The organism is Bacillus sp. 37MA, assembly GCF_000372765.1.
GTDB classification, from domain to species: domain Bacteria; phylum Bacillota; class Bacilli; order Bacillales; family Domibacillaceae; genus Domibacillus; species Domibacillus aminovorans.
The window spans coordinates 2,351,393-2,362,903 of sequence record NZ_KB889752.1; the positions used below are offsets into that span (position 1 = coordinate 2,351,393).

General features: G+C 41.3%; 7 protein-coding genes, 20 tRNA genes and 1 rRNA gene. 1 reads left to right on the forward strand and 27 read right to left on the reverse strand.

Annotated features, from left to right (window positions below; genetic code table 11):
• Nucleotides 1–17 precede the first annotated feature (17 nt).
• Nucleotides 18–539 (forward strand): TraR/DksA C4-type zinc finger protein, encoded by a 522-nt coding sequence (locus A3M5_RS22985; protein WP_018394224.1) that lies wholly within the window; start codon nucleotides 18–20, stop codon nucleotides 537–539.
• Between the two features lie 20 nt (nucleotides 540–559).
• On the opposite strand, the gene A3M5_RS0113010 is transcribed toward A3M5_RS22985, so the two are convergent.
• The 27 genes from A3M5_RS0113010 to rrf form a co-directional block, all read right to left on the reverse strand.
• Nucleotides 560–2,941, reverse strand: coding sequence for a glycogen/starch/alpha-glucan phosphorylase (locus A3M5_RS0113010; RefSeq protein WP_018394225.1), 2,382 nt, complete (start codon nucleotides 2,939–2,941; stop codon nucleotides 560–562).
• Nucleotides 2,931–4,382 carry a glycogen synthase GlgA gene (gene glgA, locus A3M5_RS0113015; protein WP_018394226.1) on the reverse strand — a complete coding sequence of 484 codons (1,452 nt, stop codon included), beginning with the start codon at nucleotides 4,380–4,382 and terminating at the stop codon, nucleotides 2,931–2,933. Before glgA ends, A3M5_RS0113010 begins: the two co-directional genes overlap by 11 nt.
• Nucleotides 4,379–5,392: a GlgC family sugar phosphate nucleotidyltransferase gene (locus A3M5_RS0113020; RefSeq protein WP_018394227.1), complete on the reverse strand. Its 1,014-nt coding sequence runs from the start codon at nucleotides 5,390–5,392 to the stop codon at nucleotides 4,379–4,381. The genes glgA and A3M5_RS0113020 overlap by 4 nt, the downstream gene beginning before the upstream one ends.
• Complete coding sequence (locus A3M5_RS0113025; protein WP_018394228.1) at nucleotides 5,392–6,555, reverse strand: glucose-1-phosphate adenylyltransferase; 1,164 nt, start codon at nucleotides 6,553–6,555, stop codon at nucleotides 5,392–5,394. Before A3M5_RS0113025 ends, A3M5_RS0113020 begins: the two co-directional genes overlap by 1 nt.
• A gap of 1 nt (nucleotide 6,556) precedes the next feature.
• Complete coding sequence (gene glgB / locus A3M5_RS0113030) at nucleotides 6,557–8,434, reverse strand: 1,4-alpha-glucan branching protein GlgB (protein ID WP_018394229.1); 1,878 nt, start codon at nucleotides 8,432–8,434, stop codon at nucleotides 6,557–6,559.
• A 149-nt stretch (nucleotides 8,435–8,583) separates the two neighbouring features.
• Entirely contained in the window at nucleotides 8,584–8,760 is a 177-nt protein-coding gene (locus A3M5_RS24800) for an aspartyl-phosphate phosphatase Spo0E family protein (RefSeq protein WP_018394230.1), read from the reverse strand.
• Between the two features lie 473 nt (nucleotides 8,761–9,233).
• A tRNA-Glu gene (locus A3M5_RS0113040) sits at nucleotides 9,234–9,305 on the reverse strand.
• 4 nt (nucleotides 9,306–9,309) lie between these two features.
• A tRNA-Ser gene (locus A3M5_RS0113045) sits at nucleotides 9,310–9,400 on the reverse strand.
• Between the two features lie 9 nt (nucleotides 9,401–9,409).
• A tRNA-Asn gene (locus tag A3M5_RS0113050) sits at nucleotides 9,410–9,484 on the reverse strand.
• Nucleotides 9,485–9,493: 9 nt separating this feature from the next.
• Nucleotides 9,494–9,567 (reverse strand) — tRNA-Ile (locus tag A3M5_RS0113055).
• 11 nt (nucleotides 9,568–9,578) lie between these two features.
• Nucleotides 9,579–9,652 (reverse strand) — tRNA-Gly (locus tag A3M5_RS0113060).
• 22 nt (nucleotides 9,653–9,674) lie between these two features.
• Nucleotides 9,675–9,750 (reverse strand) — tRNA-His (locus A3M5_RS0113065).
• Between the two features lie 12 nt (nucleotides 9,751–9,762).
• Nucleotides 9,763–9,838, reverse strand: a tRNA-Phe gene (locus A3M5_RS0113070).
• Between the two features lie 12 nt (nucleotides 9,839–9,850).
• A tRNA-Asp gene (locus tag A3M5_RS0113075) sits at nucleotides 9,851–9,927 on the reverse strand.
• Nucleotides 9,928–9,932: 5 nt separating this feature from the next.
• Nucleotides 9,933–10,006, reverse strand: a tRNA-Met gene (locus tag A3M5_RS0113080).
• A 14-nt stretch (nucleotides 10,007–10,020) separates the two neighbouring features.
• Nucleotides 10,021–10,113: transfer RNA gene (locus tag A3M5_RS0113085), tRNA-Ser, on the reverse strand.
• A 21-nt stretch (nucleotides 10,114–10,134) separates the two neighbouring features.
• Nucleotides 10,135–10,211: transfer RNA gene (locus A3M5_RS0113090), tRNA-Ile, on the reverse strand.
• A gap of 7 nt (nucleotides 10,212–10,218) precedes the next feature.
• A tRNA-Met gene (locus tag A3M5_RS0113095) sits at nucleotides 10,219–10,292 on the reverse strand.
• Between the two features lie 17 nt (nucleotides 10,293–10,309).
• Nucleotides 10,310–10,385, reverse strand: a tRNA-Ala gene (locus tag A3M5_RS0113100).
• Nucleotides 10,386–10,408: 23 nt separating this feature from the next.
• Nucleotides 10,409–10,482, reverse strand: a tRNA-Pro gene (locus A3M5_RS0113105).
• A 135-nt stretch (nucleotides 10,483–10,617) separates the two neighbouring features.
• A tRNA-Leu gene (locus A3M5_RS0113110) sits at nucleotides 10,618–10,706 on the reverse strand.
• 15 nt (nucleotides 10,707–10,721) lie between these two features.
• Nucleotides 10,722–10,796: transfer RNA gene (locus A3M5_RS0113115), tRNA-Gly, on the reverse strand.
• Nucleotides 10,797–10,800: 4 nt separating this feature from the next.
• Nucleotides 10,801–10,882 (reverse strand) — tRNA-Leu (locus A3M5_RS0113120).
• A 9-nt stretch (nucleotides 10,883–10,891) separates the two neighbouring features.
• Nucleotides 10,892–10,967 (reverse strand) — tRNA-Lys (locus A3M5_RS0113125).
• 7 nt (nucleotides 10,968–10,974) lie between these two features.
• Nucleotides 10,975–11,050: transfer RNA gene (locus tag A3M5_RS0113130), tRNA-Thr, on the reverse strand.
• Nucleotides 11,051–11,065: 15 nt separating this feature from the next.
• A tRNA-Val gene (locus tag A3M5_RS0113135) sits at nucleotides 11,066–11,141 on the reverse strand.
• A gap of 21 nt (nucleotides 11,142–11,162) precedes the next feature.
• Nucleotides 11,163–11,278: ribosomal RNA gene (rrf, locus tag A3M5_RS0113140) — 5S ribosomal RNA — on the reverse strand.
• Nucleotides 11,279–11,511 lie beyond the last annotated feature (233 nt).

An 11,511-nucleotide genomic window follows, 5' to 3' on the forward strand; every position in this document is an offset into this window, starting at 1 on the left:
TGAAAGGATGAGAACTCATGTTAACAACCGATCAATTAGCTGAATTAAAAAAAGAATTGCTCCGTCAGAAAGAACGATTAACGAAACATATTGAACAGGACGATGACAGTAAAGATACAGGTGAATTGTCTTCGTATGATAATCATCCTGCGGATATAGGAACAGAACTATATGTACATGAACGGGATATTGCATTAGATGAACATAGCCGCAATGAACTCGTAAAAGTAGTGGCCGCTCTTAATGCAATAAATGAAGGTACGTATGGCGTTTGTAAAAAAAGCGGTGAAGACATTCCGTTCGAACGGCTTCAAGCTGTACCGACAACACTTTACTCGGTCGAACATACACCGGACCAAACACTTGAAACCGATCGCGTCCTGGAAGACCGTTTGCCGCACCCCGATGACGGCATTGACAGTTTCAATGATGCAGCTAATTATGGTACATCGGAAACACCGTCCGATTTTATAGAAGATAAAGACAATTACAATGAATTCTATAAAGACGACGAAGATAAACAGCAAAAAAGCCGGTAATGTATGCACCGGCTTTTTTATTAGATGTTCCAGATTTCATTTGCGTATTCTTTAATAGTCCTATCACTTGAGAAAATACCTGAACCGCTAATATTTTTGACCATCATTTTGCGCCAGCGCTCAGGATCCTGTTCATAAATGCGTCCTGCTTCTTCCTGCGCTATACGATAGGCTTCAAAGTCTTTTAAGACAAAATATTGATCGTTTTCAGCTAGCAGTGAGTCATAAATAACACCGAATAATCCTTTATCATCAAGTGTGCCATCAACAAGTTGATCCAATGTACGGCGAATAAGCGGACCATGATGGTAATAATCCATCGAACGGTATCCTCCGTCTCGATCATAAGCCATCACTTCTTCTGCTTTCAAACCGAAAATAAAAATATCATCCGGTCCTGTTTGCTCTAAAATCTCCACATTTGCTCCGTCCAGCGTCCCCATCGTCACGGCACCGTTCATCATAAACTTCATATTCCCTGTACCCGAGGCTTCTTTACTTGCTGTGGAAATTTGTTCGCTAATGTCTGCTGCCGGAATAATATCCTCTGCAAGCGACACACGATAATTTTCCATAAAGACGACGGTAATTAAGCCTTTCGTATTCGGATCATTGTTGACAAGATCAGCAACAGAATGAATTAATTTAATAATGCGTTTTGCATAAAAATAACCCGGCGATGCTTTGGCACCGAAAATAAACGTGCGCGGTGGCATATGATACGATGGCTCATTTTTCACTTTGTTATACAATGACAAAATATGAAGGACATTTAAGAGTTGACGTTTATACGCATGCAACCGTTTTACCTGTACATCAAAAATCGATGTCGGATCGACTTTAATGCCGTTTTGTTCAAAAATGCGTTTCGCTAAAATTTCTTTTCGCTTCAGCTTCACATCCCACAGTTTTTCAAGAAACGCTGAATCATCCGCAAACGGCGCAAGTTTTGATAATTCTGATGCATCCTTTTTAAAGCCGTCGCCAATCGTATCTGTCAAGAGCGCAGTCAACTCCGGATTCGCTTTTAAGAGCCAACGGCGGTGCGTAATCCCATTCGTTTTATTATTAAACTTCGCCGGATAAAATTGATAAAAATCGTTCATTTCACGGTTTTTCAAAATTTCCGTATGCAGCCATGCTACTCCATTGACACTGTGGCTGCCTGCAATAGCAAGATGCGCCATCCGTACTTCGTCTTTTGCAACAATCGCCATCTTCTCAATACGTTCCCAATCACCTGGGTAATGCTCCCACAAGCTTTTACAGAAACGTTCATTAATTTCTTCAACAATCATGAAAATACGCGGCAACAGCGGTCTGAAAATACGAATAGGCCAGCGTTCGAGCGCTTCTGATAATGTTGTATGATTCGTATAAGCAAATGTGTTTTCCGTTACATGCCACGCATCTTCCCAGGACATCTGATAATCGTCCATCAATACACGCATCAATTCTGGAATCGCCAGCACCGGGTGCGTATCATTAATATGAATCGCCACGCGCTCGTGCAAACTGTGCAGCTCGCCTCCGTTATTTAAATGTTGGCGCAAAATCGAGCGAATACTTGCTGATACTAAGAAATATTGCTGCTTTAAACGCAAAATTTTCCCGTCATCATTTGAATCATCCGGATATAAAAATTCAGAAATGGCTTCTGTCTCTTTTTTATACTTTAGAACATCTTGATTCAGTGAAAAACTTGATGTCTCTGCAGTCCAAAGACGGAGTGTGTTGACCGTCTCACCGCCATAGCCAATAACCGGTACATCGTATGGTACTGCTTTTACATACTCTGCATCGACATGGCGGAATTTCATGCCTTCTTTACGTTCAACCACATCAACGCTTCCCCAAAATGGCACTTCTACAGCTAGGTCTGATTTGCGCACTTCCCATACGTATCCGTAGCGAAGCCAATTTTCTGGAAGCTCCATCTGGAAGCCGTCAACCATTTTCTGTTCAAATAAGCCATGTTTATAGCGAATGCCGAAGCCGTGTCCAGGCAAGCCGAGTGATGCAAGAGAATCAAGAAAACAAGCAGCTAGGCGGCCAAGTCCACCATTCCCTAATCCCGCATCCGGCTCAACATTTTCTAATTCTTCAAGAGGTATGCCAATATCACCAAGCCACGTTTCAAGCGTTTCATACAGGCCAAGATTAATTAAATTTTGACCGAGCAAACGCCCAAGTAAAAATTCAATTGATAAGTAATACGTTTGTTTTTTACCTTGGCGATACCGTTCATTTGTTTCAATCCATTCCTTGCTAATATGCTCGCGAACCATCTGGCTTAACGTCACAAACTGCTGGGCACGGGTTGAATCATTAAAACTGATACTGTACGATTGCTCAAGCCGTTTTTTAAACGACTCCTGAAACGCATTTTTTTCAGAAAACATGGCTTTCCCTCCTAATCGATACATTTTCATACAAACGCATATACTCCCGAGCCGACTGCGACCAGCTGTAATCCTCATTCATTGCCTCTTCGACAATTTTCGCCCAAGTATCCGGCTCTTTCTGATATAAGTGTATCGCACGGCGTATCGTATGCAGCATATCATGCGCATTAAAGTTGCTGAATGAAAATCCATTGCCTGATTCCGTTTCCATATTATAGGAACGGACTGTATCGTTTAAGCCACCTGTTTCGCGAACGATCGGAAGCGAACCATATTTCATCGCAATCATTTGACCAAGACCACACGGTTCAAACTGCGAAGGCATTAAAAAGAGGTCTGTCCCTGCATATACTTGATGTGCCAAATTTTCATTAAAACCAATATACGAACGAACTTTTTCCGGATATCGCCATTCCATTTCTCTAAAAAAGTTTTCAAATTCAGTGTCGCCGCTCCCAAGTAAAACAAACTGTACATCGTCTTCAACTATTTGATGGAACACTCGTGTAATAAGGTCCAGTCCTTTTTGCTTTGTCAAACGTGAAATTAAACCGATAATGGGTATATCTTCGCGAACCGGCAAATGGAAAAATTCTTGTAATTTCTGTTTGTTTTCTGCTTTTCCAGCCATGTCACCTACTTTATATGGTACTATGGACTCATCTTGTTCTGGGCTATAAATCGAATAATCAATGCCATTTAAAATGCCTATTAAATTCCCTTGCCGCTCCTGCAAAATACCATCCATTTGTTCTCCATAATACGGATTTAAAATTTCATTGCGATACGTTGGACTTACTGTCGTAATCTCATCAGAGGCTACAATACCACCTTTCATGAAATTCGTATTGCCGTTAAATTCAAGCTGACCTGTTTGATAATGCTGGCTATGTAAATTCAACAAGTCGGTTACAGTTTGCGGAGGAAAAATCCCTTGGAACATTAAATTATGAATCGTAAACACAGTCTTTATTTTTTCGTATCCTGGACGATGCTGATGTTCAACTTTGAGCATAAATGGAATCATTCCTGTGTGCCAGTCATGACAATGCAGAATGTCCGGATAAAAATCAAGATGATATAGTGAATCCAGCACTGCACGTGTCAAATAAGAAAAGCGCTCGCCATCATCATAATGACCATATAAGCTATCTCGTCTAAAATAATAAAGATTGTCAATGAAATAATATGTGATCCCATTCTGTACAAGCTCAAAAATAGCGCAATATTGATTACGCCATCCAACCGGCACAGTAAACACGGCAACTTTTTTCATTTTATCTCGGTATTTTTCCGGTATCATACTGTAATTTGGCATAATGACCCGGACATCCGCACCTAGCTTCGCCAATTCTTTCGGAAGGGCGCCTGCCACGTCGGCAAGCCCTCCCGATTTAATGAACGGTACACATTCAGATACAACAAACATCACCTTCATGAGCTTGTCACCGCATTCTCAACAACCGATCCTTTTTTCACAACAAGCGGTTCTTCCGCTGTTCCACGCAAAACAACTCCGTCTCCAACGACTACATCTTTATCAAGAATGACATGCTCAAGCACACAGTTATTACCGATTTTGCTTTTTTGCATGATAATACTATTTTGAATTGTCGACTCTTTTCCAATATACACTGCACGGAAAATAATGCTATGGTCCACTTCCCCTTCAATGTTACAGCCATTTGCAATCATTGAATTAGTAACTTGTGAACCATCTATGTATTTTGTCGGTGGTTCATCTTTTACTTTTGTAAAAACAGGCTGGAATTCATTAAATAATTGGCTCCATTTTTCTTTTTCAAGCAAATTCATACTCGTTTGATAATAGTCTTTGATCGTTTTAATACACTTTAAAAGACCATCATATTCATATTTGCATCTTGTATAAGGCGAATTTTCATCTTCTGCTGCATCTTTTACAGATTCATAACCCGTTTCATGACGATTATCAATGATTTCCATCAGTAAAGGAAGCGATATAATATACATTTCCGCTGACTTGCCTTTATGCGTAATTTCAAGTAAGTCACATTCCTGGTTAATAAAACGGTCCAGTGCCGGTGTAAAATCCATATTTGCAACCGTCGTGCAGTTTGACACGAGCACGTATTTTTGTTCGCTTCGCTCAAAATAATCACGGTGCTCGTCAAGGCGGCCTAATTGTCCATCTTTGGACAATGATGGAAAGAAAAATAATCCATCACGCTTTCGGTTTAAATCCCAGTCTTTCCCTGATCCAAGATGATCCATTAACGAACGAGATGGTGAAGGTGGGAAAATAGCGACACTTTGAATCCCTGAATTAACCATGTTAGATATAATAAAATCTACTAACCGATATCGGCCCGCAAATGGAATTGCTGCCGGTGAACGATGAGCAGATAACTTACCCAATTCTCCCGGATACATTGTAACATCTATAATGCCAAGCATTGATTTTTTCATTAAGCTTCCTCCAATTTCGTCCGTTCTTGTGCATGCTCTACTAAGAAAGCTTCTGTAATGAGTAAAATATCATCTGATTTATTGTGAATAATCGTATTTTCTGGCACTTCAAGATCACTCATGACAATTGCCCGTTCAATGAAAGATCCTCGTCCAATACGTGCATTCGGCATCACAACGCACTCTTTCACAACCGCTTCTTTCTCTACTTCAACACCTTGGAACATAACCGAATTCTGAATTTCACCGTCAATGACGCATCCTTCATTTACAAGCGAATGTTTGATAACAGCATCGCTGCCGATAATTTGTGGCGGCTGATTTGGATTAACGGAATAAATGCGCCACGAGTGTTCAAATAAATTCAAATCCTGTTCATCATCCAGTAAATCCATATTTGCTTCCCACAAACTTTTCACCGTTCCAACGTCTTTCCAGTAGCCTTCAAATGGATAAGCCACCAATTTCAACTCATCTGACAGCATCGCTGGAATGACATCTTTCCCGAAATCGTTCGATGAATCTGGATTACTTTCATCCATTTCTAAATATTTGCTCAGTACCGACCATTTAAAAATGTAAATACCCATTGAAGCTAGGTTGCTTTCCGGCTTTTCTGGTTTTTCATCAAAGCGTGTCACATTGAAAGATTCATCCGTTTTCATGATGCCAAAACGGCTTGCTTCAACCCATGGCACTTCAATAACCGATATAGTCACATCTGCCTGTTTTTCAATGTGATAATCTAGCATAATATCATAATTCATTTTATAAATATGATCTCCGGACAGAATAAGTACATACTCAGGATCATACTGTTTAATATAATTTAAGTTTTGATATATCGCACTTGCTGTACCAGAATACCATTTCACTTCCGATGACTCACTATACGGAGGTAAAACCGTCACACCGCCACTTCTCCGGTCCAGATCCCATGCGCTGCCAATACCGATATATGAGTTTAAGACGAGCGGTTGATACTGAGTCAGTACGCCGACCGTATGAATACCAGAATTTGCACAATTAGAAAGTGGGAAATCAATAATACGATACTTTCCACCATATGGTACAGCTGGTTTTGCCAAGTTCTCCGTCAATTCTTTTAAACGACTGCCTTTCCCTCCAGCAAGAAGCATCGCTACACATTTTTGTTTTGCCATATTAGTTCCTCCCCTTATCTTCTTCTATACGTCGTAAGTATACTGCGCCAAATGGTGGTAAATTTATATCGACATAAGCAGGCTGTCCATGCATTACCTCCGCAACCGCTTCAATCTTCTTATTATTCACTTGGTTTGAGCCGCCGAAAGCCGCTTCATCGCTGTTTAATAGTTCTTCATAGGTACCTATTTCAGGTACGCCTATTTTATAATCACTGTATCCGTAATCTCCAAAATTACAAACGGCAACAACTGCATTTCCTTCTTTATCTTTTCGTACAAAGGAAAAAACACTTTGATCTTGATTGTGTACATCAATCCATTGAAATCCATCTGGACTATGGTCCAATTCATATAAAGAAGGAACTGTTTTATATACATGCATAAGCTGTTTAAAATAATCATTAAAGCTGCGATGCATATCGTAATCCATCAAGTGCCAGTCTACTTCTTCAAGGTCTTTCCACTCGGAAAAAGGAGCTATCTCCGTACCCATGAACAACAGTTTTTTACCAGGATGCGCCATCATGAACATGTGCAAGAGCCTAAGCTGCGCAAATTTTTGCCAATAATCTCCTGGCATTTTATCAAGCAATGATTTTTTCCCATGAACGACTTCATCATGTGAAAAAGGTAAAATATAGTTTTCCGAATATGCATACATGAGGGAAAATGTCATCAGATGATGCTTATCTGAACGTTCATTCCAGTGTGTCTCCATGTAATCAAGTACATCATTCATCCAGCCCATATTCCACTTATAATTAAATCCAATGCCGCCTTGATGTACCGGGGCTGTAACTTGCGGCCAGTCACTTGAATCTTCCGCGATCATAAGTGCTTCTGGTTTAAATGCAAACACTGCTTTATTTAATTTCTGTAAAAAAGAAACACCGTGCGGATTTGGTTCCAATCCATCCCGATTAGGCCAATAAAAAATATTTGATACCGCATCGACACGAAAACCGTCTATATGATAATAATCCATCCAGAAAAGCGCATTTGAAATTAAAAAGCTATGCACTTCCGTTTTGCTCAAATCAAAATTTGCTGTTCCCCATACATAATTTTCACGATCCCAATTGTTTTCATATTCGTAGCTAAATCCGCCATCGAAATTATGAAGTCCATGCGAATCTTTACAAAAATGACCTGGCACCCAGTCCATAATAACGCCAAGACCATAGCGATGACATTCATCGACGAAGTACATAAAATCTTCGGGTGTTCCATATCGGCGTGTCGCTGCAAAATAGCCGGTACTTTGATAACCCCAGGAACGGTCAAATGGATGTTCTGTGACCGGCATTACCTCAATATGTGTAAAACCCTGCTCTTTTACGTGAGGGATCAGCATATCCGCTAATTCACGATACGTATAAAGATCATCTTCTCCTTTACCTTTTTTCTTCCATGTACCTAAATGCATTTCATATATAGCCAGTGGTTCTTCATATATATGAGAAGGACGATGATGGCTGCGCCATTTTTCATCGTGCCATATGTACCCGTCAAGTGTATGTACAATACCTGCTGTTCTGGGACGTAACTCCGTCATAAAGGCAAATGGATCCGTTTTATGAATTACTCTTCCGCTTTCTGAAACAATTTCATACTTATAAAGAGATCCTTCTAGGTTTTCTGGCAACTCAAGAAACCACACACCTTCGTTTGTTGTTCGCTTCATTTCTGCTGTATGTCCATTCCATTCGTTAAAATCGCCTATTACCCGTACTTTTTTTGCATTTGGCGCCCATAAAACAAAAACAGTCTTTCCATTTCGAACGTGTGCTCCAAATAAATTGTAAGCTTTAAATAAATTTCCTTCATGAAACAAATGAAGATCAAAATCGCTTGGATAAAATGAATTCGATGACATGGTCCACACCCTTTTGTTATGTATTCTTGATGAAGTGGAAAAAGAGGAAATTTCGAATAATTCCGTATTTTTCTAATAGTTTTAGTATTCTGTATAAATGATAAATTTCCTTCCTTCATTTTATTAATTATTTAAATCTATTTTTCCAATTAAAAATAAAGGCATCTTTGTAATTGAAATTGCATAATTAACTTGTCCAGTTCTTCGCTATATTTAAGAGTTTCACTATCTGTGAATCCCTTTTTTAAACCAGCGGCTATCAGTAACTTACGCATATCATTAATTTGAACGGATAAGTCTTCTAAACTTAATTGAGTAGATACCATTACATCTCCCCTGCGTAAGTTTATTTTCACTAACACAACAGGGAATATCATAAAATAATCTCAAAAGAATTACCATACGTTCGACAAAAACTCTAAAAACATTACATTCTTTTGAGGAATTAAAGAAGGGATAAAAGGCCAGGGTGCTACCTAGCCGTTAATTAGTGTTTGCAACTAATAGGGGCATCTTTCGTGAAGTTAAGTTTTTATTATGTATGCTAAGTATATAATTCTCCCTTCGTTACTCATAAAAATCGTCTCTTCTATTTGTCTGTTTTTTTAAAATTAATATTCTATTAATCTTACTTCCATCACAAGAAAAGCCATCTTCGAAAGACCAACTATTACTATATTCTCTAATTCCTATTTAAATAACAATCTTAATCATGTAAAGTTTTTATGAATTTAATAATATGAAACAAAAAAACGCTTTAAGGAATTATTACAATTCCTTAAAGCGTTTTTTAAATTGATGACCCCTACGGGATTCGAACCCGTGTTACCGCCGTGAAAGGGCGGTGTCTTAACCGCTTGACCAAGGGGCCAAACTGGCGGAGAAGGAGGGATTTGAACCCTCGCGCCGGTTACCCGACCTACACCCTTAGCAGGGGCGCCTCTTCAGCCTCTTGAGTACTTCCCCAAATGAATATGGCTCCGCAGGCAAGACTCGAACTTGCGACCGATCGGTTAACAGCCGATTGCTCTACCACTGAGCTACTGCGGAATAAACTAATGGGCCTGAATGGACTCGAACCATCGACCTCACGCTTATCAGGCGTGCGCTCTAACCAGCTGAGCTACAGGCCCATTATATATAATGGAGCGGGTGATGGGAATCGAACCCACGACATCAGCTTGGAAGGCTGAGGTTTTACCATTAAACTACACCCGCGAAGCTAGTAAATTAAATCAGATGGGGCGACTAATGGGAATCGAACCCACGAGTGTCGGAGCCACAATCCGATGCGTTAACCACTTCGCCATAGCCGCCAATATTATAAATGGTGGCTCAGGACGGAATCGAACCGCCGACACAAGGATTTTCAGTCCTTTGCTCTACCAACTGAGCTACTGAGCCTTTTTAAAAAAATGGCGGTCCGGACGGGACTCGAACCCGCGACCTCCTGCGTGACAGGCAGGCATTCTAACCAACTGAACTACCGGACCAACGATTGCGGGGACAGGATTTGAACCTGTGACCTTCGGGTTATGAGCCCGACGAGCTACCGGACTGCTCCACCCCGCGATAATAATAAAAAATGGAGGAGGGAAGGGGATTCGAACCCCTGCGGGATTTGACTCCCCTGTCGGTTTTCAAGACCGATCCCTTCAGCCGGACTTGGGTATCCCTCCGAAATATATAATTAAGTCGAGTGGTGGACCTTGCAGGACTCGAACCTGCGACCGGACGGTTATGAGCCGTCTGCTCTAACCAACTGAGCTAAAGGTCCTTTAAAGTAGCGGCGGAGGGGATCGAACCCCCGACCTCACGGGTATGAACCGTACGCTCTAGCCAGCTGAGCTACACCGCCCCTGTAAAATTTAAAAATGGTGGAGCCTAGCGGGATCGAACCGCTGACCTCCTGCGTGCAAAGCAGGCGCTCTCCCAGCTGAGCTAAGGCCCCATTTAGTTATATTAAATAAAAGATCGGGAAGACAGGATTCGAACCTGCGACCCCTTGGTCCCAAACCAAGTGCTCTACCAAGCTGAGCTACTTCCCGATGTTAAAAATGATTTTTTTCAAACATGTATTGTCGCACTCAAGAAATGTATTATCCCTAAATTTTTGAAAATCAGCCAAATTCTCTATCAAAATTAGGCTATGTTCACAGCTATTCACTTTTCTTAATAATAAATGGTGCCGAGAACCGGAATCGAACCGGTACGGTAGTCACCTACCGCAGGATTTTAAGTCCTGTGCGTCTGCCAGTTCCGCCACCCCGGCACATCATTCAATTATTGGAGCGGAAGACGGGATTCGAACCCGCGACCCCCACCTTGGCAAGGTGATGTTCTACCACTGAACTACTTCCGCAAAGTGCGGGTGAAGGGACTTGAACCCCCACGCCTCGCGGCGCCAGATCCTAAGTCTGGTGCGTCTGCCAATTCCGCCACACCCGCAATATAAAATGGTGAGCCATGAAGGATTCGAACCTTCGACCCTCTGATTAAAAGTCAGATGCTCTACCAACTGAGCTAATGGCTCTTCAAAATGGTGCCGGCAAGAGGACTTGAACCCCCAACCTACTGATTACAAGTCAGTTGCTCTACCAGTTGAGCTACACCGGCATTTTAAAGAATAAATGGTGGAGGATGACGGGATCGAACCGCCGACCCTCTGCTTGTAAGGCAGATGCTCTCCCAGCTGAGCTAATCCTCCACATATGTATAATTATAAATCGCCAGGCAGCGTCCTGCTCTCACAGGGGGAAACCCCCAACTACCATCGGCGCTGAAGAGCTTAACTGCCGTGTTCGGGATGGGAACGGGTGTGACCTCTTCGCTAATGCCACCTGACTATTTAACGACATTTATTATTATAACATATTGAGCAGATATTGCAAGAACTTTTTTTGTTCTTTCAAAACTGGATATAAGGGATTCGTATGATACGTATAACACCAAGTATTGTTTCGTGTTGTCCAGCCCCAGCCAGCCCAAATAGGCCAACTGGCACTTTTCGTTATTGGTTAAGTCCTCGATCGATTAGTATTCGTCAGCTCCATGTGTCGCCACACTTCCACCCCGAA